Origin of the sequence: Nocardia carnea (genome assembly GCF_029868855.1) — a bacterium.
Classification (GTDB): domain Bacteria; phylum Actinomycetota; class Actinomycetes; order Mycobacteriales; family Mycobacteriaceae; genus Nocardia; species Nocardia carnea_A.
Genome location: NZ_JARWOV010000059.1, coordinates 1 through 25,321, shown reverse-complemented (window position 1 = coordinate 25,321; position 25,321 = coordinate 1). Strand labels below are relative to the sequence as shown.

22 protein-coding genes are annotated in these 25,321 nt (G+C 68.6%); 11 read left to right on the top strand and 11 right to left on the bottom strand.

The features are described from left to right. Positions 1–461 precede the first annotated feature (461 nt). Positions 462–1,571: a PQQ-dependent sugar dehydrogenase gene (locus tag QH195_RS05125; RefSeq protein WP_280434487.1), complete on the top strand. Its 1,110-nt coding sequence runs from the start codon at positions 462–464 to the stop codon at positions 1,569–1,571. A gap of 204 nt (positions 1,572–1,775) precedes the next feature. Then, positions 1,776–2,288: a DUF1772 domain-containing protein gene (locus QH195_RS05120; protein WP_280426230.1), complete on the top strand. Its 513-nt coding sequence runs from the start codon at positions 1,776–1,778 to the stop codon at positions 2,286–2,288. A gap of 7 nt (positions 2,289–2,295) precedes the next feature. Here QH195_RS05120 and QH195_RS05115 read toward each other — a convergent pair whose 3' ends face one another. Further along, a complete protein-coding gene (locus QH195_RS05115) occupies positions 2,296–2,967 on the bottom strand; it encodes a response regulator (RefSeq protein ID WP_280434486.1) in 672 nt (223 codons plus the stop codon). Then, a complete protein-coding gene (locus tag QH195_RS05110) occupies positions 2,964–4,616 on the bottom strand; it encodes a sensor histidine kinase (RefSeq protein ID WP_280434485.1) in 1,653 nt (550 codons plus the stop codon). The genes QH195_RS05115 and QH195_RS05110 overlap by 4 nt, the downstream gene beginning before the upstream one ends. Positions 4,617–5,292: 676 nt before the next feature. Here QH195_RS05110 and QH195_RS05105 point away from each other — a divergent pair. Next, positions 5,293–7,125, top strand: a complete 1,833-nt coding sequence (locus tag QH195_RS05105) for an alkyl/aryl-sulfatase (protein ID WP_280434491.1) — start codon at positions 5,293–5,295, stop codon at positions 7,123–7,125. A 208-nt stretch (positions 7,126–7,333) separates the two neighbouring features. On the opposite strand, the gene QH195_RS05100 is transcribed toward QH195_RS05105, so the two are convergent. Genes QH195_RS05100 through QH195_RS05080 form a run of 5 tightly spaced genes read right to left on the bottom strand, consistent with a single transcriptional unit; the run spans position 7,334 to position 13,339 of the window. Beyond that, positions 7,334–8,680 (bottom strand): MFS transporter, encoded by a 1,347-nt coding sequence (locus QH195_RS05100; protein WP_280434484.1) that lies wholly within the window; start codon positions 8,678–8,680, stop codon positions 7,334–7,336. Between the two features lie 28 nt (positions 8,681–8,708). Then, a complete protein-coding gene (locus QH195_RS05095) occupies positions 8,709–10,238 on the bottom strand; it encodes a serine hydrolase domain-containing protein (RefSeq protein WP_280434483.1) in 1,530 nt (509 codons plus the stop codon). Beyond that, positions 10,235–10,585 carry a YidH family protein gene (locus tag QH195_RS05090; RefSeq protein ID WP_280434482.1) on the bottom strand — a complete coding sequence of 117 codons (351 nt, stop codon included), beginning with the start codon at positions 10,583–10,585 and terminating at the stop codon, positions 10,235–10,237. The genes QH195_RS05095 and QH195_RS05090 overlap by 4 nt, the downstream gene beginning before the upstream one ends. Next, positions 10,582–11,769, bottom strand: a complete 1,188-nt coding sequence (locus tag QH195_RS05085; RefSeq protein WP_280434481.1) for an acyl-CoA dehydrogenase family protein — start codon at positions 11,767–11,769, stop codon at positions 10,582–10,584. Before QH195_RS05085 ends, QH195_RS05090 begins: the two co-directional genes overlap by 4 nt. Before the next feature lie 13 nt (positions 11,770–11,782). Next, on the bottom strand, positions 11,783–13,339 hold the full coding sequence (locus QH195_RS05080; protein WP_280434480.1) for an acyl-CoA synthetase: 1,557 nt from the start codon (positions 13,337–13,339) through the stop codon (positions 11,783–11,785). A gap of 113 nt (positions 13,340–13,452) precedes the next feature. Here QH195_RS05080 and QH195_RS05075 point away from each other — a divergent pair, with 113 nt between their 5' ends. After that, the gene (locus QH195_RS05075; RefSeq protein WP_280434479.1) at positions 13,453–14,058 is read left to right on the top strand and encodes a TetR/AcrR family transcriptional regulator; all 606 of its coding nucleotides are present in this window, start codon (positions 13,453–13,455) and stop codon (positions 14,056–14,058) included. 22 nt (positions 14,059–14,080) lie between these two features. Here the strand turns inward: QH195_RS05075 and QH195_RS05070 are convergent, their stop codons facing one another. Next, positions 14,081–15,133, bottom strand: a complete 1,053-nt coding sequence (locus QH195_RS05070) for a ferredoxin--NADP reductase (protein ID WP_280434478.1) — start codon at positions 15,131–15,133, stop codon at positions 14,081–14,083. Between the two features lie 100 nt (positions 15,134–15,233). Here QH195_RS05070 and QH195_RS05065 point away from each other — a divergent pair, with 100 nt between their 5' ends. The 5 genes from QH195_RS05065 to QH195_RS05045 all read left to right on the top strand — a co-directional run bounded on the left by QH195_RS05065 (position 15,234) and on the right by QH195_RS05045 (position 19,926). After that, positions 15,234–16,718, top strand: coding sequence for a class I adenylate-forming enzyme family protein (locus QH195_RS05065; RefSeq protein ID WP_280434477.1), 1,485 nt, complete (start codon positions 15,234–15,236; stop codon positions 16,716–16,718). Beyond that, positions 16,696–17,601 carry an acyl-CoA dehydrogenase family protein gene (locus QH195_RS05060; RefSeq protein ID WP_280426241.1) on the top strand — a complete coding sequence of 302 codons (906 nt, stop codon included), beginning with the start codon at positions 16,696–16,698 and terminating at the stop codon, positions 17,599–17,601. Before QH195_RS05065 ends, QH195_RS05060 begins: the two co-directional genes overlap by 23 nt. Next, positions 17,588–18,676, top strand: coding sequence for an acyl-CoA dehydrogenase family protein (locus QH195_RS05055; RefSeq protein WP_280434476.1), 1,089 nt, complete (start codon positions 17,588–17,590; stop codon positions 18,674–18,676). Before QH195_RS05060 ends, QH195_RS05055 begins: the two co-directional genes overlap by 14 nt. Before the next feature lies 1 nt (position 18,677). Then, the gene (locus QH195_RS05050; protein ID WP_280426243.1) at positions 18,678–19,445 is read left to right on the top strand and encodes an enoyl-CoA hydratase/isomerase family protein; all 768 of its coding nucleotides are present in this window, start codon (positions 18,678–18,680) and stop codon (positions 19,443–19,445) included. A gap of 82 nt (positions 19,446–19,527) precedes the next feature. Then, positions 19,528–19,926 (top strand): RidA family protein, encoded by a 399-nt coding sequence (locus tag QH195_RS05045; RefSeq protein ID WP_280426244.1) that lies wholly within the window; start codon positions 19,528–19,530, stop codon positions 19,924–19,926. A 278-nt stretch (positions 19,927–20,204) separates the two neighbouring features. On the opposite strand, the gene QH195_RS05040 is transcribed toward QH195_RS05045, so the two are convergent. Together QH195_RS05040 and QH195_RS05035 are read right to left on the bottom strand one after the other, a co-directional pair. Then, a complete protein-coding gene (locus QH195_RS05040; protein ID WP_280434490.1) occupies positions 20,205–20,942 on the bottom strand; it encodes an SDR family NAD(P)-dependent oxidoreductase in 738 nt (245 codons plus the stop codon). A 71-nt stretch (positions 20,943–21,013) separates the two neighbouring features. Further along, complete coding sequence (locus tag QH195_RS05035; protein ID WP_280434475.1) at positions 21,014–21,778, bottom strand: SDR family NAD(P)-dependent oxidoreductase; 765 nt, start codon at positions 21,776–21,778, stop codon at positions 21,014–21,016. 100 nt (positions 21,779–21,878) lie between these two features. Here QH195_RS05035 and QH195_RS05030 point away from each other — a divergent pair, with 100 nt between their 5' ends. Together QH195_RS05030 and meaB are read left to right on the top strand one after the other, a co-directional pair. After that, positions 21,879–23,027: a thiolase family protein gene (locus tag QH195_RS05030; protein ID WP_280434474.1), complete on the top strand. Its 1,149-nt coding sequence runs from the start codon at positions 21,879–21,881 to the stop codon at positions 23,025–23,027. A gap of 501 nt (positions 23,028–23,528) precedes the next feature. Then, positions 23,529–24,446: a methylmalonyl Co-A mutase-associated GTPase MeaB gene (meaB, locus tag QH195_RS05025; protein WP_280434489.1), complete on the top strand. Its 918-nt coding sequence runs from the start codon at positions 23,529–23,531 to the stop codon at positions 24,444–24,446. A 51-nt stretch (positions 24,447–24,497) separates the two neighbouring features. On the opposite strand, the gene QH195_RS05020 is transcribed toward meaB, so the two are convergent. Next, positions 24,498–25,321: SDR family NAD(P)-dependent oxidoreductase (locus QH195_RS05020; RefSeq protein WP_348537342.1), on the bottom strand; the 824-nt coding region annotated here is incomplete at its 5' end.

The window sequence follows — 25,321 nt, the reverse complement described above, 5'->3', positions numbered from 1 at the left end:
GCCGGTGACGGTTCGGTGCGCTACCGCACGCCCGCCCCCCGGGGCCCGGGGGCGCGGGCCCCCCCCCACCACCCCCCCGGGGGGGGCGCGGCCCAACCCCCCCCCCCCCCCCTGTCCGGGTGTCCGGCGGAGCCGACTCGTCCCATTGCCGGGCAATGCCACTGCGGGCCCGGCCCACCGCTGCGGACCGGGGTGCTTGCCAGCTGTGGTGCGCGCGGACAGTGCGCATCCCCGGAACCTGGCAGGTGCCGGTGCCGGGGTCGTAGCCTCGAAACCATGACATCGAGCGATCAGGCCGGCGCGGTCACGCCGGTCGGTGCTCCTGGCAGCGGCAGGACATGCGGCGCGAACACCGGCGCGGCGGTTGCGGCGAGATCGGATCCGGCCGAGACGGCGGAGTGCGCCGTGGGAATACTGGCGGCGAGTCGATCGGGCCACGCCGCCGGGGCGAGCGGGTGGCGATGACCGGGCGAAGACGAGTCACGGGGCGGCGTTTCACCGGGCTCGCCGGCGCGATTCTGGTCGCCGGTGTGGTGGCCGCGTGCACGCCCGGCCCGGGCACCGATCCGACCGAACCGACATCGGCCGACGCCCCGGCCGCCTCGCCTTCCTCGCCGGACGGGACGGTTACGACCGTCACGACCGATCTCGCCGCGCCCTGGTCGGTCGCGTTCCACGGGGACACCGCGCTCGTGAGCGAACGGGATTCAGCGCGCATTCTCGAACTCGACGCCGACGGCAACCCGCGGGAGGTCGGGGTGATAGCGGGCGCCGCGCCCGCGGGCGAGGGCGGTCTGCTGGGTATCGCCGTGCGCGACAGCAGCCTCTACGCCTATTACACGGCAGGCGACGAGAACCGTCTCGAACGATTCGAACTCACCGGAGTACCCGGCGGTCTGGGCCTCGGGTCCGGGGAAACGCTGCTGGCCGGTATCCCGGCTGCCAGGTTCCACAACGGCGGCCGGATCGCCTTCGGTCCCGACGGGATGCTGTATGCCACCGTCGGCGATGCCGGGGATCGCGGCAGCGCGCAGGACCGTAACGCACCCACCGGCAAGATCCTGCGGATGACTCCGGACGGGCGGGCACCCGAGGACAATCCTTTCCCCGGCTCGCCGGTCTACAGCTACGGCCACCGCAACCCTCAGGGCCTCGCGTGGTCCGCGGACGGCACCCTGTACGCGAGCGAGTTCGGGCAGGACACCTGGGACGAGCTCAACGTGATCGAGCCGGGCGGCAACTACGGCTGGCCCGAGGTGGAAGGTATCGCCGGCCGGGCGGAATTCATCGACCCCGTGCAGCAGTGGCGCCCAGCCGACGCGAGTCCCAGCGGTATGGCGATCCGGAACGGGGTCGTATACCTGGCGAACCTGCGGGGTGAGCGACTGCGTCAGATCCCCCTCGACGATCTCGCCACCTCCACCGAGCACCTGGTCGGTGCGTACGGACGGCTACGCGACGTCACCCTCACACCCCGTGGCTCGCTGTGGGTGCTGACCAACAACACGGACGGTCGCGGGAATCCCGCCCCCGGCGACGACCGAATCTTGCAAGTCGAACCCGGTAACTGACCCGCTGCGTACCGGCCGGGGTGGCCGATTCGCCCTCGCGGGATGTGCCGTCGTGTCGTGTAATGCGCCGACTCCGGTGCGATTCCGATTCGGATCCGTGTCCCGGGCAGCGCGGCGGTAAGGTCATCGGTGTCCGCTCGCGCAGGTCGTGGCGGTGCGTGTCTCGATCGAGGCAGCCGGGACAACACCGGGCGAGGTGAGGTAATGCTCGACACTGTGCGTGCGACCGTTCTGATGGCGGCGACACTGGCAACCGGACTGATGGCCGGAGTATTCGGAATCTACGCGCTGGCGATCATGCCGGGGCTGCGGACGACCGACGACCGCACGTTCATCGCTTCTTTCCAGGCGATCGACCGTGCGATCGTGAACCCGCTGTTCCTGCTGACCTTCATGGGTGCGCTTGTGCTCGCGGTGGTCGCCGCGCTGTTGCAACTCGGTTCGGGGCGGGGCCAGGTGCTGATCTGGACGGCCGCGGCGGCGGTGCTGTATCTGGTGGCGGTGGTGATCACCGTCGCGGTTCACCTGCCGCTCAACGATGCGCTGAAGGCGGCGGGTGACCCCGCGGAGATGGCCGATCCAGCGGCGGTGCGCGCGGCATTCGACGAAGCGCGCTGGGTGACGTGGAATATCGTCCGCGTGCTGACCAGCGGCGTGGCGTTCGGCTGTCTGGCATGGGCGCTGGTGCAGTGGGGGCGGGTGCAGGCGGCCGGTTGAGTACTGCTCACCGCTCCGGGGACAGTGAATACTCCTGTTCGGGGCGACCCGCCTGGCCGTAGCGCAGGCGCATCCGGAGTACGCCGTCGCCGGCCAGGGCGGTGAGGTGGCGCTGTGCCGTGGGACGCGAGACGCCGATGGCGTCGGCGACCTCGCCGGCGGACATCGGCCGGTGGGAACCCGTGATCGCTTCCAGGACGAGGTCTTTCGTCGGTGAGGTCACCGGTGCGGGCGCGCCGGGGGTAGGCGCCGGGCGGAGTGCGGCCAGAGCGGCCTCGACCCGGGCGTGGTCGACCTGCGGATCGGCCAGCAACCGCCGATAGCGGGCGTACCCGGTCAGCCGGGAACTGAGGGCGGTCGGCGGGAAGGGTTTGACGAAATAGCCGAGCGCGCCGGCGGCGAGCGCCGAGCGGACGGTTTCGCCGTCGGAATCGGCGGTGAGAACCATGGTGTCGCATCTCATTTCGCGGACGAGGTCGATGCCGCTGCCATCCGGTAGGTAGACATCGATCAGCGCGAGATCCAGGGCCGGGCCGGGATCGCGGGCCCGTGCCGCCGCGATGGTTGCCACCGTCGCGGTCACCGTGAAACCGGGTACCGACTCCACGATCTCGGCGTGCAGGTCGGCGATGCGGAAATCGTCCTCGACGATCAGCACACGCAGCGGCTCGGTCCTCATTCCGCCTTCCTCACCCTCAGTACGCCGGGAATACGGGCGACGAATTCGGCCCCGCACAGGACCGCGGTACCGCCGCCCGGACTGGACAGCAGGACATCGCCGCCCCGGGCTCGGGCGAGCTGGCGGATCAGCGCCAGCCCGACCCCGCGGCCGCCGGGGACCGCGGACCCGTCGCGAGTGGATATCCCTTCGGTGAAAATGCTGTCGACGAGTTCCGGGGCGATACCGGGGCCGCTGTCGGTGACCACGATGTACAGCGCGGATCCCTCCTGCACCAGTTCGGCCTCCACCCGTTTCACCGGGGCGCCGGCGACCGCGTCGAGGGCATTGTCCAGAAGATTCCCGAGCACCGTCGTGACATCGACGGGGTCGATGAGATCGCCGTCGACCTCAGTATGCGGGCCGAGGACCAGTTCGGCCCCGCGCTCCCGGGCATGGGCGGCCTTGGCTGCGAGGAACGCTTGCAGGTACGGGTCGCCGATGGCGTCGATTCCCGGCGCGGCGGCGCCCAGCGGGCCCGATCCCAGGACACCGTCGATACGGCGGGTGGCCTCGTCGATACGGTCCCGGTGCAGCAGGCCGCTGATCAGATGCAGCGTATTGGCGAACTCGTGCCGCTGGGCGCGCAGGACGATGCTCATGGACTGCACCGCGTCGAGCCGGCGGGCCAGCGATTCCACATCGGTGCGATCGTGCACGATCAGCACCGCGCCCAGATCGCGGCCGTCGTGCCGGACCGGGCGGGCGGCGACCACCACGACCCGGTCGTGCACGGTGGCCACGGTCGGGTCGGGCGCCAAGGTGCGGAACAGGTCCAGCACCCGCGGTGTCAGGCCGATCTCGGTGACCGGGCGGCCGGGGTCCGGCGCGATACCGAGCAATCGGGCAGCCTGCTCGTTGACGAAGGTGGTACGCCAATCGGAATCGACGGCGACCACGCCCTCGCCGATACCGTGCAGGATCGCGGCCTGGCCGCGCACCAGCTCCGCCAGTTCGGCGGGTTCGAGTCCGAGAGTGAGTCCGCGCCACCGGCGGGCCAGCAGGAGTGCACCCAGAACGCCGAGCACCAGTCCGCCGCCGATAACCGGCACGGCATTGCGCAGATCGGTGGCGAGCCGGGCGGCGGCGGGTTCGGTGGCTACCCGAACCTCCACCGTCCCCGCGACCCGGTCGGTGCCGAACGCCAGGATCGGCACCCGCGCCCACGCGGAGTCGTGGCCGGTACCGTATTCGTCGTCCGTCGCGTGGCCGCTGTGCGGCTGCCCGCCGACCGAGATCCGGCCGGTCGGAAGGCCCGGGCCGGCCAGGACTGCCCCGCGGGAATCGGTGACGACGATGGAGTTCGCGCCGGTTCGCTGCTGGGTGTCGGCGACGGTGCGCTGGATGGATCCGGCCGAGTCCGCGGCGATGCCACCGGTCTGTGGCGGCGGTTGCGCCGAGAGCCGGGTGGTCTGCTCCCGGACCGCGGGTTCGGCGGCGAGGGCCTGGGCGACGGCCAGCGCCTGGCGCCCGTAACTGTCGCGCAGCCGGGTATCGCTGCGCAGCGCCCAGATCGCTACGGTGACGAAGAAGGCCAGCGCGAGGACGAGAACCTGCAACAGCAGAACCTGCGTACCGGCCCGGACCGCCGGGAATCGTGCGCTGACCACCCGTGCACAATACTGCGCACCGTTCCGGGTGAGCACAATGCACATTATTTTCGAATACTTCTTTTCGCATAGTGCGCACGAAATATTGCTATGTGACAGCCGACACGGAATCCTCTTTTCGTCAGAACTCCTTTCCGGGAGGTATTCGGCGAAAGAAGTGACGAGAAATCCCCCGACAGTCGTCGTCCGGTCCAACGGCGTACGGGCAGTTCGCCGCTGCGGCCCGTCGAATGGTCCGGCTGCTGTTCGCGGCAGGATTCGGGGCGGTGGCAGTACGCGCGGTAATCCTGGCTCGGCGCGGGCTTCGAGGGCCCGATCGCGACGTAGCCGTTTCGGCGGTTATCCGGTCCGGAACAACCGGGCGATAGGGTTTCGACCGCCGTGGATATTTCCGTTCGCGTCGCCGAATGTGTTTTCCAGCGAGTAGGTGGTGTCAACGATGACAGAGAGTGGTGGCATGGGAATCGGCGATGCCGAAGCGAATACCGGAGACGGCCGGAAGTTCTCGCGGCGCGGAGTTTTCGGAATAGGGGCGGCCGCGCTGGCGGTGACCGCGGTGGGTGCGACGGTGACCGGTTGCGATTCCGCCGGGTCCGACGACAGCACGTACGCCGAGGTCACCGAACCCAGCGGTCATATCCTCGAACAGCAGCGGCGGGCGGCCGAAACGCTGCCGATGTCGGATACCGCGGATTTCGCCGACGCCGACCGCGGCTTCCTCGGGGCGCTCGAACCGGGTGTGGTGCGCGGGAAGGACGGCGATGTCGTCTGGGACAACGACTCCTATGCCTTCCTCCGGGAACCCTGCCCGCCCTCGGTACATCCGAGCCTGTGGCGGCAGTCCGGGCTGGTCGCCCGGCAGGGACTCTACGAAGTGGTTCCGGGGATCTATCAGGTGCGCGGCCTGGACCTGTCGAATATGACGCTGGTGGAGGGCCGGACCGGTGTCGTGGTGATCGACCCGCTGATCTCCCGGGAAACGGCGGCGGCCGCGCTGGCGCTGTACCGGGAACACCGGGGTGATCGGCCGGTCACCGGACTGATCTACACCCATGCCCATGTCGACCACTTCGGTGGCGCGCTCGGTGTGACGAGCCTCGAGGAGGTGCGGGCGGGCCGCTGCCCGGTGCTGGCGCCCGCCGGATTCCTCGAGCACGCGGTCGCCGAGAACGTCTACGCGGGCCCGGCGATGAGCCGTCGCGCCGGATATATGTACGGCGCGGCGCTGGCGCGCGGACCGCGGGGGCAGATCGGCTCGGGTCTGGGGCAGACCACGTCGACCGGTTCCATCGGCCTGATCCCACCCACCCTCGATATCACCCGCACCGGGCAGGAGGAGATCGTCGACGGTGTGCGGATCGTCTTCCACATGACCCCGGGTACCGAGGCGCCGGCCGAGATGAATTTCTACTTCCCGGACCACCGCGCACTGTGTATGGCCGAGAACGCCTGCCACACCATGCACAATCTGATCACGCTGCGCGGCGCGCAGGTCCGGGACCCGCGGATGTGGTCGGTGTACCTCACCGAGGCCATCAATCTGTTCGGTGATTCCGCCGAGGTGGCCTTCGCCTCGCACCATTGGCCGACCTGGGGAAAAGATCGCATCGTCGAATATCTCGCCCTGCAGCGGGATCTGTACGCATACCTGCACGACCAGACACTGCGGCTGATCAACCAGGGTTATGTGGGCAGTGAGATCGCGGAAATGCTGCAATTGCCGCCGGCGTTGCGCAAGGCATGGCACAGCCGCGGCTATTACGGCTCACTGAGCCATAACGTGAAGGGTATCTACCAGCGCTATATGGGCTGGTTCGACGGTAACCCGGCACATCTGTGGGAGCATCCGCCGGTCGAATCGGCCACCCGGCACGTGGACGCGATGGGCGGCGCGGACGCGGTACTGGACAAGGCGCGCGCCGCCTACCGCGACGGTGACTACCGCTGGGTGGTGCAGCTGGTGAACTACGTGATCTTCGCCGATCCGGCGAATACGGCGGCGAAACAGGTGCAGGCCAGCGCTTTCGAGCAGCTCGGGTACGGTTCGGAGAACGCCACCTGGCGCAACTTCTACCTCTCCGGCGCGACCGAACTGCGTAACGGGTCGTTCGGCACCCCGACCAGTTCCGACAACGCGGGACTGAGTGCGGCGTTGCCGGTCGAGATGGTCTTCGACGCACTCGCCGTCCGGGTCGACGGGCCGCGCGCCTGGAACCGGCGGATGATCGCGGACTGGCGTATCCGCGACGAGCACCGCACGCACCGGACAGAACTACGCAACGGTGTGCTCGTCCACTACGACCTGCCGCCCGGATTTTCCGGTCCCGGACCCGATACCTCGTTCGACCTGACCAGAGCGACACTGCTGCGGGTTCTGCTGGGCGGCGGGGATTTCGCCGCGGCCGTCCGGGCCGGAGATATCCGCGTCACCGGCGACCCGGCGGTGCTCGCGCAGTTGAAAGAACTGCTGGACGCCCCGAACCGGGATTTCCCGATCGTCTCACCCTGACCGGGTTGCCCGGTCCGGCCCGTCACCGCCGGGCCGGGCAACCGCTGCCGCCGACAGCCACTTCTCCGAGTGGTCGGGACCGGTTGGTCCGTGCCCGACCCGGGTCCGGGACCGGCGGAGCTGGGGGCGGACCCGGGTCCAGAGGGCCCCGGTCCCGTGGCGCCGGAGGTGGTGCAGATATCAAATGTCCGGCCGGGTGTACGCGCGCTCAGTCCGCGGCAGTCACCGGCGCAGACTTGGACAATCCCGCGGGCGGTTCCGGCCACCGTGCGGTGATCACCGCGCTGTCGTGCGCGTACGGCCGGTACAGCGCCGCGGAACACACACCGTTCGCGGTGGTCAGCGCCACGGTGATCAGGAGCAGCGTGGCCTGGAGCCCGATGAGATCACCGAGGAAACCGGCCAGCAGCGCGTAACCGGCGTAGGCCAGGGCTTCGACCGTCGAAACCGAGACCGCGAACGCCATCCCGCGCAGATGCGGTGGAACCACCGCCATGATCAGCGGCCGGTTGGTGACCGGGACCTGCCCCTGGAGGAAACCCAGCACCGTGAACAACAGCACGTAGATCGCGGTATTGCCCCAGACCGGCTGGATGGCGGCGAATGCGACCGCGGCGAAGGCCAGCTGGCTGACCTGCAACATGGCGACCCGCCCGGTACGCGGCCGGTGCCGATGCCACAGATCGTTGATCCGGCCGCCGGTGAACGTGCCGGCCATATAGCCGAGGGCGAACGGCAGCACGATCGCCGCGGCGGTGGCGGTGCTGAGGCCGCGTTCGGTGACCATGAAGGTCGTCGCGAAACTCATGATGATGTTCTGCCCGGAGAACACCCGCTGGACCAAGAGATACCGGTAGGTCCGGATCGCGAAGAGTTCGCGCAGTGCACCGCGCAGATTCCGGGCCTTGTCCTCGATACGGTCGAGTGTCGGTACCTCCTCCACCTCGTGGCGGGACCGCGATACCGGATCGTCCAGGGACACCAGGATCAGCACACCCAAGACGAGCGTGATCCCACCGGAGAGATAGAAACCGTAGCGCCAGCCGTCGGCGAATCCGGACAGCTGCCCGAAGACCGGGCCGGAGATCCCGGTGATCAGCGCGACGCCGCCGTACAGTGCGCCGGTCGCCCGCCCACGCCGGCTGTCGGGATAGATATCGGACAGGATCGCCAGGGCGATCGGTCCCGCACCGGCGAAACCGGCGGCGGCGATACCGTAGAGCACCACGAACTGGGCGAAGCTTCCCGACATGCCCGCCGCGATCGACCACACCCCCCAGAAACCCGCGCAGATCGCCAGCACGGTGCGCCGGGAGTACCGGTTGGCGAGCATCATCCACGGGACACCGGCGAAAACGCCGACCGCTTTCCCGACGGCCACGATCGTGCCGAGGGCGGAGGTGGACAGGCCGAGCGCCTCCCGCATCAGCGGGAACAGCACAGAAGTCACATTGGCTTCGGCGTTGTCCATGGCGGAGGATGCGGTGAGCAGGGCGAGGTTCTTACCCCGCCGGACCCGTTGGCCGGGCGCGGCGAAACCGGGGGAGTGCGTCATTGCAGTTCCTTGTCGATGAATCCGCTCGTCAGCCGGCGGAGAGGGCGGCGCCGATCTGGGCGAAGAGCAGTACCAGCGGCGGGGGTGGTACGGCGGGCGAGAGGATATGCGCGCCGTAGTGGACGATCACCAGTTCCTGTCCGGGGGAGACGTAGAGCCGCTGGCCGTGGATCCCGCTGGCCATGTACGAGCCGTGCCCGTCGTCGAGGATCCACCAGAAATCGTGGTAGCCGAGCCGGGGCGGGGCGTCGACGGGGTCGCGCGGCAACCGGACCTTCCGCGTCGGCCCCTCCGGAACCGCGGTGATCGAGCGGGCGACCGCCGCCGGAACCACCTGCCGACCCGCCACCGTGCCCTCGCAGCGCAGCATTTCGCCCATCCGGGCACCGTCGAGAGCCGTGGCGGCGAAACCGCCACAGGCCATTTCGGCACCGGCGGAATCCACGACGAAGTAGGCGTCCTCGGCAGCGCCGATCCGCGACCAGACCAGTTCGCCGAGCAGGTCGGCGATCGGCAGTCCCGTCACCCGGCGCAATATCTCGGCGATCACCTCGGTATTTGCGTTGTCATACCGGAATTCGGCGTCGAACGGTCCGGTCGCGCGGCTGGTGGTCAGATGGTCGAGGATCGTGGTGGGGCCGGTGTAGCCGGCCGGGCGCAACCCGGGGGAGACCACCGCCCAGAAGCGGTGCGCCTCGAGCACGCGATCGTAGGGCCGGCCACCGAAATCCACGTGGGTGGTCATATGCAGCAGCTGCTGGACAGTGGCCGCACCGAGCCCGGTCCCGGCCAGTTCCGGAACGTAGGTCGCGGCGGGCTCGTCCCGCCGGATCAGGCCCTGATCCTCGACGAGGGCGGCCAGTAGCCCGATATAGGACTTGGTCAGCGAGGCGTTCAGATGTGGTTCGTGCGGAAGGTATCCGTGTAGGTACTGCTCGTGCACCAGGCGGCCGCGGTGGACGACCACGAGTGCGTCGGTATCGGATTCGGCCAGCGCCTGCCGCAGCGGTACCGTGCGGTCCCACGTCCAGCGGACCGGTAGCTCGGCGAGATCGGCCGGGGCCGCGGGCAGCTGCCGCGCGGTTCCGGTGCCCCGCCAGACCCGGCGGGTGGGGCTCATCTCGCGGATGGTGGTGGCGTGCTGACGGACGTGGGCGGGGTCGAGGAATCCGCGCGTCCAGGTCATATCGCGCGGGTCGACGGTTCGGGTCATCGAGATCTCCTGTTCGGGCGGGAGAGCGGGCGGACCGGCTCGAGCGAGGGGCGGGAGTACGGCGCAGGCGGTGAGGCAGATCGCGGCGCAGATCACCGCGGCCGCCGGCACCGGGACCGGCCGAGGGTCGGCCGGGTCGCGCAGGTAACGCCTGCGCCGCAGGCGGGCGGTGACGGCGATGGCGGCCAGGAGGACACAGCCGGCACACAACCCGGCCGGCGCCGCCGGCGAGGGCGCGACCACGACGGACCGGACGAGCAGAACGACAACCACGGTGGCGGCCAGCAGGGTGCGCCGCCAGGCCAATGCCGTGCGTTCGGGTTGCAGTCCGGGAGTCGTGGTCACAGGGCGAGCAATGCCACCGAGAGCAGTGCTGCCACACAGACACCGGCGACGGTCGCGAGCACCAGCGGCGGCCGGGGCAGCGGGGCGTCCCGGCGCATGGCCTGCTGCACCCGCCGCCACTGCCGGAACGCGCCGACCGCGATCAGGCAGGCCAGTACCGCACAGACCGCGCCTATCACCTGCTGCGTGACCGGCTCGGATCCGGCCGCATACAACTGACCGACCACGATGCCACCGGCCACCAGGCCGAGCGCGGTGCGGATCCAGGCCAGAAAGGTGCGTTCGTTGGCGAGGGTGAACCGGTAGTCCGGTTCCCGGTCGAGCTCGATATCGGGTGCCGTGGTCATGAAAGCAGTAGCTCGCGCGCGATTCCGTTGCGCTGGATCTCCGAGGAGCCGGTGAGAATCCGGAACATCCGCAACTTCTGGAAAAGTCCCTCCACCTCGCCGCCGCGCACCACACCGGCCTTGCCGTGGATCTGGACCGCGTGATCGGCGATCGCGAAAGCCTTCTCGGCGACGAAGAGTTTGCACAGGAACGCTTCGGTCCGCGGCCGGGCGCCGGAATCCAGCGCGGCGAGCGCGTCGTAGGTCATCGACCGGGCGGCGTAATAGTCGGCGGCCATATCGGCGAGCCGGTGCTGGATGGACTGCAACATTCCCAGCGGGGCACCGTTGACCTGACGGGTCCTGGCGTAGTCGACCGAGAGTTGCAGGGCGCGGCGGGCGCCGCCGATCGCGGTCGGGCAGTGCAGCAGCCGGTTGACGGTGACCCGGCCCAGCCCGATCCGCAGACCCTGGCCGATTTCGCCCAGCAATTGTTCGGGCCCGATATAGCAGTCGTCGAGCACGATATCGGCCTCGATATGTTCGCCGGACATCGGAGTCTGTCCCTCGGCGACCGTACAACCCGGCGCGTCCAGATCGACCAGGAACGCCGAATAGCTTTCGGCCGGTACGCCGTCCGAGTCCGTCATCCGGGCTACGAGAATGGAGAAGTCCGCGAACGGGCCGGCGCTGGAGAAGACTTTGTGACCGTTCAACCGCCAGCCGTCGCCCTCGGGGGTGGCGGTGGTCAGCATTCCGCGCACATCCGAACCCGCATCGTTCTCGGTGAGCGAGAAACAGCAGGCCCGCTCGCCGCGCAGCACCGGCAGCAGATACTTCTCCAGCTGGTACTGGGTGGCGTAGTCGAAGATGGCGCCGATACGCAGCGGTCCGCCCATATCGCCGAGCACCGAACTCGAGAACAGCCGGGGCGAGGCGCCGATTTCCTCCTTCAGCGCGGCGAGTTCGGTATAGGTCAGTCCCTGCCCGCCGTATTCGGCCGGTAGATGGATACCGTAGAACCCGAGTTCCCGGCTGCGCTGCCATACCGGCTCCAAGATCTCCCGGCCGTACCGGGATTCGCGGGTGAGGCCGAGCCCGGCCTCGTATTCGGCGAGTTCGCCGTCCAGGTACTCGCGCAGCCGCCCGACGAGATCCGCCAGGCGCGGGTTGTCCGCGTAGTCCGGGGTGAGGGTGAAGGTCATATCGGGTTCCCTCTCAGTTGACGAGCCGGCCGGCGGCGGTCCAATAGCCCTCGCGGACGAGGCGGCGGTCGATCTTGCCGTTGCGGTTCACCGGTAGCTGCGCGACGAAATCCACCGACCGCGGCTTCTTCATCCGGGCCAGCCGGGCCGCGCAGTGGTCGATCAGTTCCTGTTCCGTCGGGGCCGCGCCCGGCCGGGGGACCACCACGGCCTTGACCGCCTCACCCCACTGCTCGTCGGGTACACCGACCACGCATACCTCGGCGACCCCGGGATGTTCGTACAGCGCGGCCTCCACCTCGCTGCAGTAGATGTTGAAACCGCCGGAGATGATCATGTCCTTCTTGCGGTCGACGATGAACAGATAGCCGTCGGCCCGGAAATAGCCGACGTCGCCGGTATGTACCCAGCCGTCGCGGAAGGTTTCCGCGGACAGTTCGGGTTCGTGCCAGTACTCGCGCACACAGTCCGGTCCGCGTGCCACGATCTCGCCGATCTCCCCGGTCGGCAGCGCGTTGCCCGCATCGTCGACAACACGCACCTCCGTATCGAAGACCGGTCGCCCGCACGACATCAGCAGTTCGGGATCGGATTCGATACCGCGCACCACATCCTCGGCGGTCAGCACGGTGATCCCGCTGGTGGTCTCGCCGAGCCCGTAGCCTTGGATGACGACCGGCCCGAATACCCGCACGGCGTCGCGCAATCGCTGCGGAGACACCGGGGCGCCGCCGATACCGACCACCCGCAGAGTGGACAGATCCACCTCGGCGATCACCGGGTGGTCCAGCAGCATGTTCAGCATGGTCGGGACCATGAAGGTCGTGGTGATGCGCTCCGATTCGACGGTGCGCAGGAACTTCTCGGTATCGAAGGCCGGCAGGATCACCACCGCCGCGCCGCGCGCCAGCACCGCCAGCAGCATCATCCCGGACGCGTGCGTGATGGGGCCGGGAGCCAGATACCGGTCGTCGGTCTCGGTGGCACCGGAGGGGCTCATCAGCCGTTTGCGCATATTGGCCAGCCGGTTGCCGTGCGTCTGTACCGCCGCCTTGAGCTTTCCGGTCGAACCCGAGGTGTAGTTCAGCACCGCCGGATCGTCGGGGTCCACATCCACGGCGACCGCGTCACCCGAGCCTGCCGCGAGGACCTCCCGGTATCGCAGTGCCTCCGCGACGCTGCCGGTGTAGTCGACCAGGGCACAGTCGACCCCGGCCCGGGCGATGGCGGCGGCCGCCGTCTCGGCATGCGCGGGATCGACGAACAGCACCCGGACCGCGGCATCGCGCAGGATATGCGCGAGTTCGTCGCCACCGAGCCGGGCATTCACCGGAACCCGTACGAAACCGCCTTTGGACAAAGCCATTTCGGTTACGACCAGTTCGCCGGAGTTCGCCGCGAAAGTGCCGACGGCCGTGCCGGGGGCGAGCCCCCGGCCGAGCAGTGCCGAGGCCAGCCGGTTGGATTCCTGCTCCAGTTCGCGGTAGGTCCAGCGTGCCGTGCCGCAGACCAGAGCCTCCCGATCGGGCCAGAAGGTGGCGCTGCGGGTGAGATAACCGCCCAGGTTCATAGAAACTCCATACCGACGTGGTGCCTGTAATTGGACAGAATGTCTAATTACGGCCGGAGTGTCAATGAGGGATATGCTCGGGGCCGGACGGCTCCGTACGGAAAGGGGGACATATGCCACCCGAAGACCGCCGTGTCCGGCGCAGCCGGCGGGCGCTGCGTGATGCGCTGATCTCGTTGATCCTCGAACGTGGGTACGCGAGTGTCACCGTCGAGGACATCACCGCGCGCGCCGATCTCGGCCGCGCCACCTTCTACACGCACTACACCGACAAGGACGATCTGCTCGAGCACATCGTCACCGACCTGATCGCCGAACTACAGGAACGGCAACGCCCCCTGGTCTCCACCTCGTCGGTCGGCTTCACCGGGAAACCGATCCTGGAGATGTTCCGCCACGCCGCCGAGGAGCGCGACACTTACCGGGTGATCCTGCGCGGTGAGGGCGACGGCCGCGCGCTGCGCCGGTTCACCGACGTTCAATCCGAGACGGCCGCAATGGTATTCGCGGCCCGGGCGGAGGCGCAGGGGGTGACTCCGAATGTCGATATCCCGCTGCTGGCCCGCGCCTGGGCCGGTGAGCAGATCGGCGTGCTGCAGTGGTGGCTGGAACCCGAAACCCCGCCCATGACCCCGGAAGAGGTCACCACGATGCTGCGCGATCTTTCCCTGCGCGGCCGGTTCTGGGCCTCCGGTTTCGCGGGGGAGGCGCCGAAGTGAAAACGCGCGGCGAGGTCGCCGGTTACTCGTAGCGGACCGTCACCGACGGGGTATCGGGCACGGCCTGGCAGGTGAGGATATAGCCCTCTTCCAGGTCGTCGTCGGTGAGGGCGTCGTTGACCCGCATCGTGGCCTTGCCCTCGGTGAGTCTGGCCATGCAGGTGGCGCAGTTACCGGATTCGCAGGAGAACGGGGGAGTCAGACCCGCCCGGCGGGCGCTTTCCAGCAGGGTTTCGCCGTCGCGGCGGGGAACGGATTTCTTCTTCCGGTTGATGAAGATGGTCACCGTGCCTTCGTCGGTGGCCGCGGGGGCGGGCGACGGGGCGGCCGGTGTCGAACCGGACTGTGCACCAGGGGTTTCAGCGGCCGGGGCGGGTTTCGCCGGGGCGGCGGCGCCGAAGCGTTCCGAGAAGATCCGGCCCGGGCCGGGCAGCGCGTTCTCGACCAGCTCCATGAACGGTTCGGGGCCGCAGATATAGGCATCGCCGGCGATATCGTCGCCGACGAATTCCCGGACCTTCGCGGCGTCCACGTAGCCGTGTTCGTCGTCGCGGTGCCGGACGACGGTCAACCGCTCGGGATACTTCGCCACCAGTTCTTTCAGCGCGGCCTCGAAGATGGCCGAGGGGCGGTCGCGGTCGGCGCACAGTAGCCGGACCTTGCGGTCGGTGGATGCCAGGGTGCTCTTGGCCAGCGAGATGATCGGAGTGATTCCGCTGCCGCCGGAGAAGCCGAGTACCGGCACATCGCCTTCGCGCAGGCAGAACCGGCCGGTGGGCAAGGTCAATTCGACCTCGTCGCCCTCGCTGAGGTTGTCGTGCATCCAGTTCGACACCGCCCCGCCCGGGACCCGCTTGACCGTGGTCATGAACTCGGTATCGGTTTCGGGGGCGCTGGACATGGAATACGACCGGAACAGCGGTTTGCCGTCGACGGTGACCTTGAAGGTGCAGAACTGCCCGGCCTGATAGGAGAACGGCCCGTCTTCCGGTTCCAGCACGAAGGTGCGGGTATCGGGTGTTTCCTCGACGATCCGGATCACCTTCGCGCGCCGGAACAACGGTGGTCTCGCCATGGTCGCCTCCTTCTGGTATTAAGATTCTATCCAGGCGAGAATAGTATTCTCAAATTCGGATAGGAACAGCGATGAAGGTCTATCGGATCGGGGGCCGCAGATGAGTGAGGCCACAGTGCCCGCGGGAACTCCCGGGTCCACCGTGCCCGAGGGCGTGCCCCAGGGCGCTCCGCCGGCGGAGTCGGCGGAGCGCACCGTGCTCGCGTTCGAGGAGAACCAGTACACCCGCAACCAACTGGACGCCATGGCCGACGGCCTCGCCGAGGCGCTGGCGGCGTGCGGCGTCCGGTCCGGTGAGCGGGTGGCGTTGATGTCGTCCAATCGGCCCGAATTCGTGACCGCGGTACTGGCGATCTGGCGGCTGGGGGCCGCGGTGGTACTGCTGAGCCCGGCCTGGAAGGAAACCGAGGTCGCGCACGCGCTGGAGATCACCGGCGCCCGGCATGCTGTCGGCGATCACCCTGTACTGGCCGGTCTCACCGAGATGGTATCGCTGGACGCGCCACTACCCGCCGTCACGCGCACCTTCACCACCCCCGAACCCGCGGCCGACGCCGTCCTCGTATTCAGTTCGGGCACCACCGGATTACCCAAGGCGGTGCGGCATACGCACGGGTCCTTCGCGGCGGCGGTGCGGCACTGGCAGGACGCCCTCGGACTGGGCCCCGCCGACCGCATCCAGGTCGCGACCCCGCCCTCGCATATCCTCGGCATCCTCAATATCGTGACCGCCCTCGAAACCGGTTGCTGGGTGCGCTTGCATCGCCGGTTCGACCTGCAGAAGGTGCTCGCGCATATCGAATCCGACCGGATCACCATCGAAATGGCGGTCGCGCCGATCGCGCTGGCCATGGCGCAGTATCCGGATCTCGAGTCCTACGACCTGTCCTCGCTGCGCTACATCATGTGGGGTGCGACGCCGGTGACGGCCAGCGTCGCCGAAACCGTGACCCGCCGCACCGGCGTCACCTGGCTCCCCGCCTACGGGGCCAGCGAGCTACCGGTGATCGCGTGCAGTCCGCTCGACGACCCCCGGCTGGACAGCGTGGGCAAGGCCGTGCCCGGGGTCGAGGTGCGAGTGGTCTCGCTGGAGGACGGTCGACCGGTCGCACCGGGCGAGGACGGCGAGATCCAGCTGCGCTCGGCGTCGGTGATGGCCGGATATCTGCCCGAATCCGCGACCGCGGCCGCCTTCGACGACGGCTGGTACCGCACCGGTGATGTCGGGAACCTGGATGCCGGCGGCTGGTTGCGACTCACCGACCGGTCCAAGGAAATGATCAAGGTCCGCGGTTTCCAGGTGGCTCCCGCGGAGATCGAAACGGTACTGCACGGCCACGACGCGGTCGCCGACTGCGCGGTGTTCGGAATACCCGACGGCGCGAACGGAGAGGCGATCGTGGCCGCGGTCGCGACCGCCGCGCCGGTGACGGCCGAAGAGCTGATGGCCACGGTCGAACAGCGGCTGGCCGGATACAAGCGGTTACGGCAGGTGCTGTTCGTGGCCGAAATCCCGCGCCTGCCGTCCGGCAAGGTGCTGCGGCGAGTGCTGAAGGAGCGTTATGGACGTCCGGCTGACGAGTGAACAGCGCCAACTCCGGGACGCGGCCGCGAAACTGGCCGATGAACTGGGGCCCGGGTCTGTCCTGGACCTGGCCGACGAGAAACGCCGGGCCCGGCTCGAGGAGGCGGTGGCGGCGACCGGGTTCCGGGACCTGCGATCCGACGGCGCCTCCGGGGTCGAGGTGGCTCTTGTCGCCGAGGAATTCGGGCGCGGGCTGGTGGATGTCGCGCTGCTGGGGCCGGTGCTCGCCGATGACCTGCACGGCCGGTCCGATGGTGATACGTCGCGGTGGACGATCGCGGTGGAGGGGAACGCGATCGACGCCCGCGGCAGCGACCGGGTGCTGAAACTGGAGGAGGGCCGGCTGCTCGCGGGGTCGGTCGGTGACTCCCGTCCCGGCGCCGACCTCACGCGCGGTATCGCGGCCGCCGTCGGCCCGTGGGAGGCGCGCGGGGATATCTCCGACGCCCACCGCGACCGCTGGCGGGCCCTGGCGCTCACCGTCACCTGCGCCGATCTGGTCGGCACGGCACGCGGTGCGCAGCGGCTCGCGGTGGAGTACGCGAAGATGCGCGAACAATACGGTAATTCGATCGGCTCCTATCAAGCGGTGGCGCATCTACTCGCCGAAAGCGAGGCCCTGATCGAAGGGTCGATCAGCGTGCTGTGGCATGCCGCCTGGGCCGTCGACGAACTGGACCCGGCCGAGGCGCTGCGCGCGGCCCGGATCGCCAAGATCTACGCCGCCCGCGCCGCCCGCACGGTCTGCGAAACCGCCATCCAGGTGCACGGCGGAATCGGCAACACCTGGGAGTGCCTGGCCCACGTCTATCTGCGGCGGGCCCTGGTGTCCACCGAACTGTTTCCCGTACGCCTGGAGGAGGCCGGTCTTGGACTATCGTGATTCCCCGGAAGAAGCAGCGTTCCGGCAGCGCCTACGTGATTGGCTCGCCGGTGTCGCGGGCAAGTACCCCACCTCCGGCGACGAATACTGGGCCCGGCAGGGCGAATGGCATTCCGAGCTGTACCGGGCCGGTTTCTTCGGATTGTCCTGGCCGCGCGAGTACGGCGGACAGGATCTGCCACCGGTCTACGACGTGATCCTGGACGAGGAGCTGGCCATTGCCGGCGCACCGCCCCGGCCGAGCCTGGGCTATCTGATCCAAGGGCTGGGCCGGCACGCGAGCCCCGAGCTGTGCCGCCGGTTCCTGCCCGGCATGATCGACGGCAGCCAGCGCTGGTGCCAGGGCTTCAGTGAACCGGGCGCCGGATCGGATCTGGCCTCGCTCACCACCGCCGCCACCCGGGAAGGCGATGAGTACGTCATCCATGGTCACAAGATCTGGACCAGCTATTCCGATGTCGCCGACTGGTGTCTGCTGCTGGCGCGCACCGACTCGGACGTCCCTCGGCACAAAGGTATTTCGGCGTTCATCGTCTCGATGAAACAGCCGGGCGTGCAGCAGCGCCCACTGGAAATGATGAGCGGAGTGATCACCGAGTTCGGGCAGGTGCATTTCGACGGCGCGCGGGTGCCGGCCGACCAGATGGTGGGCGCGCCCGGCGAAGGCTGGAAACTCGCGATGACCGTGGTCGGGCACGAACGCGAACCGGCCACGCTGGGCTATGCCGCGCGGTACGGAAAACTGGTGCGGCAGCTGGAATCCAGAGTGGAAGGGACCCCGCCGGAAGAACTCGCCTGGGCCGCGGTGCAGGCCGAGATGCTGCGGCTGCATGTGCGGCGGCGACTGTCCGAACAACTCGACGGCGTCACCCACGGACCGCAGGGATCATTGGACAAACTGCTCATGACCTGGGTCGATCAATCGGTCGGGCATGCCGCCCTCGCCGTCGCCGGAACCGGTGACCAGGAAATGTTCGGTTCCTACCTGTACAGCCGCGCACAGAGCGTGATGGGTGGGACCTCGCAGATCCAGAAGAACATCATCGCCTCGCGCATCCTCGGATTGGGAGTCTGAAATGTACGATATGCCCTCGGAAATCGACGTCCGGGCCGACGGCTCGCTGCGTATCGTCACCCTCGCCCGGCCGGACGCGCTCAACGCCGTGAACGACGCCCTGCACACCGGGCTCGCCCGGCTGTGGCCGCGACTGTCCGAGGATCCCGGGGTACGGGCCGTGGTGCTCACCGGCGCCGGTAAGGCGTTCTCGGCCGGCGGTGATTTCGCCTATCTGGAAGAGCTCGGCCGCGATACGGGGCTACGCGAGAAGACCATCGCGCACGGCCGCGATATCGTCCTCGGTATGGCGCGCTGCCGGGTGCCGGTGGTCACCGCGGTCAACGGTCCCGCCGTCGGCCTGGGGTGCAGCCTCGTCTCGCTCAGCGATATCGTCTACATGGCCGAAAGCGCCTATCTCGCCGATCCGCACGTGCAGGTGGGGCTCGTCGCCGCCGACGGAGGTCCGCTGACCTGGCCGCTGCACACCAGTCTGTTGCTGGCGAAGGAATACGCGCTCACCGGCGCCCGGATCTCCGCCGAACGCGCCCGGGAGATGGGCCTGGCCAATCACGTCGTCGCCGATCCGATGGCCGAGGCGCTGGCCTGCGCGAAACGGATCGCGGAAATGCCCCGCCAGGCTGTCGAGGCCACCAAGCGGGTACTGAACATGCAGCTGGAAAAGGCCGTACTCACCTCCTTGGACTACGCGCTCACCGCGGAGTACCAGTCGTTCCAGACCGACGATTTCCACACCACGATCACCCGGCTCACCTCGGGGAAGAAATAAGCTGTCGCGCCCATGTCACAGTGCCGGCGACCGTTTCGTCGATTCGATGTACTGATCATCGACAGGAACGGAGCACCACTCCATGGCGATCGACATCATCAACCCGCCGGAACTGCACGACCCGGTGCCGTTCGGATACAGCCATCTCGCACGCACGCGGGGTGAACTGGTCTTCGTCGCCGGCCAATACGATTCCGGCGCCGACGGGCAGCCCACGAGCGACGATTTCGCCACGCAGGTCGAGGCAGCATTCGTCAACCTGGGGAAGGCCCTTGCCGCGGTAGGGCTCGGGTACGCCGATGTGGCTGTATTACGCACCTTCATCGTGGGCCACGATCTGGACAAACTCGCAGTTCTGGGTCGGAAGATCGCCGAGCTCTGGGGTGGCAAGCCGCCGGTTCAGACCTTGCTGGGAGTTGCCGCGCTCGCGCTACCGGCGATGCAATTCGAAGTGGACGCGGTCGCGATACGCCCGCAGTGACCGACCGGGCGCCTGACCGGCCTGCCCGTCCGACCGGCACATTTCGGTAGGCGGGCCGTTCTCTCGGTAGTGCGCGGCCATGCGGTGCGGGGGTCGTGTCGATGCCGGTGCTGATGGTTTATGCCTCGATATCCGACGCGGTTTCGTGCCGATCCCTATGTCGAGCATATGGGCACAGCTGCCTGCGGGCACCAGCCGTATCCGAGGTTCCGGCTGGTCCCCGAGGCCGTGGCGCCGACGCCGGAATCATCGCCGGCCCGCGAATATAGTCGGTCCGGTCACTGTATGGCGAGCAGCGACTCCGAGCGTTGGACCGTGCCGGTGATTCCGGCGGCGTCCTGCGCGGCCAGCAGGGCAGCGGCCCGTCCCATCGTGTCGGGCGGTTCCACCATCTCGGCCGGGATATCGCTGCCGCCGGCGGCCCGCCACCCCTCGGTGAGTACGACGCGGGATGGGCTGAGGCAGTTCACCGCGATATTGTCCGGTCGCAAATCGGCGGCCAACCCCAGGTATAGGCGTTCCACCGCGGCCTTGGACACCCAGTAGGCATTGGCGCCGCGGTCGATCATGTCGACGCCCGTGGTGGTGACCGCGATGAGCGAGCCGCCGCCGCGGGCACGGATATGCGGGATCACCTCGCGGGTCACCAAGAAGACTCCGGTGAGATTCACATCCAGGCACAACTGCCAGCGTTTGAGCGGAGTACTCTCCACCGGGCCCAGCCACAGCACGCCGGCATTCGCGACGAGAATGTCGATACCACCGAACTCGGTGACGGTCGCGGATACTGCCTCGCGTATCGAATCCTCGCGGGTGACATCGCAGGGCACCGCGAGCGCCCGCCCGCCGGCGGTGTGGATCCGCGTGGCCACCTCGTGGATCGTTCCGGCGACCCGCCCGGCCTCCTCCGACCTGGCGGCCACGGCGACGGCCGCGCCCTGCTGCGCCAGCGTCTCGGCAATCGCGGCGCCTATGCCGCGGCTCGCCCCGGCGACGAACGCGACCTTGCCCGTCAGCGGGCTGTCGGTCTGATCTTCGAGCGGATCGGTGCTGCGGGCGGTGCTGCCGGGGCCCGGCTGTGGGGCACTCACTTCGGTGGGAACCGCAGCGCGCCGTCGAGGCGGATGACCTCGCCGTTGAGGTAGTCGTTCTCCACGATCGACTGCACCAGCTGCCCGTACTCCGGCGAGCGGCCCATGCGCTTGGGGAACGGGATCTGTGGCGACCAGTACTGTTCCAGCTGTTCGGCGGCTTTGCCGTAGGCGGGGGTGTTGAACGTACCCGGGGCGATGGTGACCACCCGGATGCCCAGCGGTGACAGGTCGCGGGCCGCGACCAGGGTCATCCCGATGACGCCGCCTTTGGCGGCCGAGTAGGGGAGCTGGCCGATCTGGCCCTCGTAGCCGGCGACGGAGGCGGTGTTCACGATGACACCGCGCGAACCTTCCTCGGTGGGCTCGGATTCGGCGATCGCCGCGGCGGACAGCCGCATGACGTTGAAGACCGCGGTCAGATAGAACTCGATCGTGGTGCGGAATCCGTCGAGTGCCAGGGGTGAGCCGTCCTTGCCCACCAGTCGCCCACCGCTGGCGGGGCCGCCGTGGGTGTCGACGGAAATACGCAGCGGGCCGAGTGATTTCGCTTCGTCGACGGCTGCCTGCACAGACTCCTCGCTGGTGGCATCGGTGTGCACGTACCGGATACCGAGCTCGCCGGCGAGTTCCTTGCCTTTGTCGTCGGCTACATCGGCGACCACCACCTTGGCACCGGCGGCGTGCAGTCGCCGGACCGTCGCCTCGCCGAGCCCGCCCGTACCGCCGACGACAATCGCCGAACTTCCCTGGATCTGCATAGCACTACCCTCTCTTGCGATTATCGCTCTCAGATTGAGAGAATACTATTCTCATGTATATCGGCAAGATCGTCGACGTGGCGGAAACTGGAGTGAACTGATGCCCGAAGCCGTGATCGTATCCGCGCTGCGTACCCCGATCGGTACCGCCGTGAAGGGAACCCTGCGCGAAACCACCGCCTTCGACCTCGCCCATCACGTGGTCGAAGCGACGACAAAACAGCTGGAAACCGATGCTCCCGTCGACGACCTGATCCTCGGCGAAGGCCGCTACGGCGGCGGTGTGATCGCCCGTCACGCCGCCGTCACCGCCGGGCTCACCGGAGTACCGGGCCTGGCGCACAACCGGCACTGCGCGGCCGGGATGGCGGCCGTGCAGACCGCGGCGGCAGGTATCCGGGCCGGAATGGACCGGTTGGTGCTGGCGGGTGGGGTCAACGCCGATTCCACCGGGCCCAGGGCGCGCTTCCGGGTGGGTCCGGACGAATGGGTGGATCCGTGGACTTCCCCCTCGCATCCGGACCGCCCCGACGCGCCGAATCTCGATATGTCGATCACCGTGGGCTGGAACGCCGCGGTGAAATCCGGCATCACCCGCGAGGAGTTGGACGCCTGGGCGTTGCGTTCGCACCGCAACGCTGTCGCGGCGATCGACGAGGGCCGGTTCGACGACGAGGTCGTGCCGATCGACACCCCGTTCGGGCAGTTCGCCGTGGACGAGCATCCACGCCGCTCCACCACCATGGAGAAACTGGCCTCGTTGAAGGTCCTGCATCCCGAAATCGAAGGGTTCTCGATCACCGCGGGCAACGCGGCCGGTGCCAACGACGGTGCCGCACTGCTCACCGTCGCCAGCGACGAACTGGGCCTGCCGGCCCTGGCCACCATCCGGTCCTGGGCCTCGGTGGGCGTCGACCCCGCCGATACCGGCCTCGCCCCGATCGAAGCGATCACCAAAGCCGCGCAGAAAGCCGGAATCTCGCTGAGCGAAGTCAAACTCTTCGAGATCAACGAGGCCTTCGCGTCGGTGCCCATCGCGGCGGTCCGCGCCCTGGACCTGAACCCCGACCTGGTGAATGTGAACGGCAGCGGCTGCTCGCTGGGGCATCCGGTGGCCGCCACGGGCGCGCGGATGATCGTCACGACCGTCCACGAATTGCGCCGCCGCGGTGGTGGACTCGCGATCGTCGCGATGTGCGCCGGTGGCGGCATGGGTTCGGCGACAGTCCTCGAGGTCGCCGCTCCGTGACGTTCCGGCCCCGGATCACGGCGCCGCGAGCCCATACCGTAATACCGCGGCCTCGCATCACACCGGCTCGGTCCCGGACCGGCGACCGCCGCACCCCGCCGGCACGGCGCCCCGCTTGTTTTCCGTCGCGACAACGCGAATGGGCGGCTGGGACCGGATCGGCCTCGTGTGCCGCCGAACGGCCGACGTTCGTGGCTGCCGAATCGGCCTCGCGCCGGCCGCCGCGGACAGGGTGCGCTGACACTGCGGCAGGCCTCGCTCTGTCCCCGAATCGATCGGCCTTCGTGGTCCGGGACCGTTTCGGTTTCCGGGCAGCGGTGCGGGGGATGCGGCGGAGGACCGAACAACCGAGACCGCAGCGGCCCCGAACCGCACCGTCCGAGGCGGCGCCGTGACGCTGTGGGTGCAGCGACGTGAAGCTGCGGCGGAGCAACGTGGAGGAGCGGAGAAGTGAAGAACCCAGGCCGAGTGGATCCCGAACCCGGCGTTACCGGAGTCGGGATCAAGGATCCGGCGGAATTGATCGCCGCCGCGCGTGGCGGATCGGTACGCGCGGCGGGCCGGCTGCTGACGCTGCTCGAAGGGGAGCGGCGCGACGAGGTACTGGGGCTGCTGGAGCCCGGGACGATCCGGGTGGTCGGGTTCACCGGTCCGCCCGGTGCCGGGAAATCCACCACCATCGCCGCGGTGGTCACGGCCTATCGAACGCAGGAACTGCGGGTTGCCGTACTGGCCGTGGATCCGTCCTCCCCGTACAGCGGCGGCGCCCTGCTCGGCGACCGGATCCGGATGGCCGCCCATATCGACGATCCGCAGGTGCTGATCCGCTCGATGGCCACGCGCGGCCATCTGGGTGGTCTGTCGGCGGCGGTGCCGGCGGCCATCCGGTTGCTGGCCGCGCTGGCCTACGATCTGGTGGTCATCGAATCGGTGGGGGTCGGTCAATCCGAGATCGAGATCGCGGCGGTGGCCGATCCCACCGTCGTGGTCCTCACTCCGGGCGCCGGCGATGCGGTACAGGCGGCGAAAGCTGGTCTGCTCGAGGTCGCCGATCTGCTGGTGGTGAACAAGGCCGACCGACCCGGTGCCGAGCAGACGGTCCGCGAACTGCGTGCCGAATCCGCCGTGCCCATTCTCACCGCGGTCGCCGCGGACGGTACCGGGATACCGGAACTGGTCGCGGCCATCGCCGCGCACCACCGTGCCGATACCGCCGACCGGCGGGCCGCCCGGGCCCGATCGCAGATCCTGTCACTGGTATACACACGCCTGCGATCCCATCCGGCCCTCGACTCCCTCGCCGCTGCCGTCGCCTCCGGGCGTTGTGATCCGTACACCGCCGCGGAAATCCTTTCCCGCGGGGACGGGGAGCTTCGGCACGAACTCGCGGCGCACGTGGAGGATATTGCGGCGGGCTGACCTTCGCTGTGGTGATCACTCTCGCCACATCAGGATTCCGGCCACGATCGGTCAGACCATCGTGCCGGGGACGGCGGCGATCAAACCGCCGTCGACCACGAGGTCCTGGCCGTTGAGATACGAGGCCTCGTCGGAAGCGAGGAAGGCGACGGTGGCGGCGATATCCGCCGAGGTGCCGAGCCGCCCGGCGGCGACGGTCGAAACCGCCGCGGCTTGTGCCGCCGCCGAGACCTCGGCCGTGTACGACGGCGTTTCGATATATCCCGGGCTGACGGAGTTGACCCGGATCCGGCGCGGAGCAAGTTCGGCCGCGAGTGAGCGCGCGAGGTTTCCGGTCGCGGCCTTCGTGGCCGAATACAGGGCGGCGGCAGGTACACCACGGTGGACCGCCCACGACGAGGTGACCACGATCGCGCTGTTCTGCGGCATCAGCGGCAGCGCCTTCTGCACGGTGAAGAAAACGCCCTTGAAGTTGGTGGCGACCACGCGGTCGAAGTCGGCCTCGGTGACCTCCGTGGCGGGTAGGAAGGCGGCGGTTCCGGCGTTCGCGAAGAGCACATCGAGACGGTGGTGGCGGTCGCGAATTCGTGCCATCAGCGAGTCGAGGTGCGCGATATCGCCGGTATCGCCCGGGGGGCCCCCCGACGCAGCGCCCCCCCCCCCCCCCCCCCCCCCCCCGCAAAACCACAACCGAGGTACGACGCGCGGGAAGAACGTCATCGTCCTCTGACCTCCCGGCAGCGCGGGGGAGGAGTGCAGCTGCGGCGGGAGCTGGGGCGGGGAACCGAGGGAGAAATCCGTGGTGAGGGTGGTCGAGTTGTCCGAGCCGGTATCGGGTGATACCAGCAGGCCCGGTAGGTGGAGGCTGGCGGTGA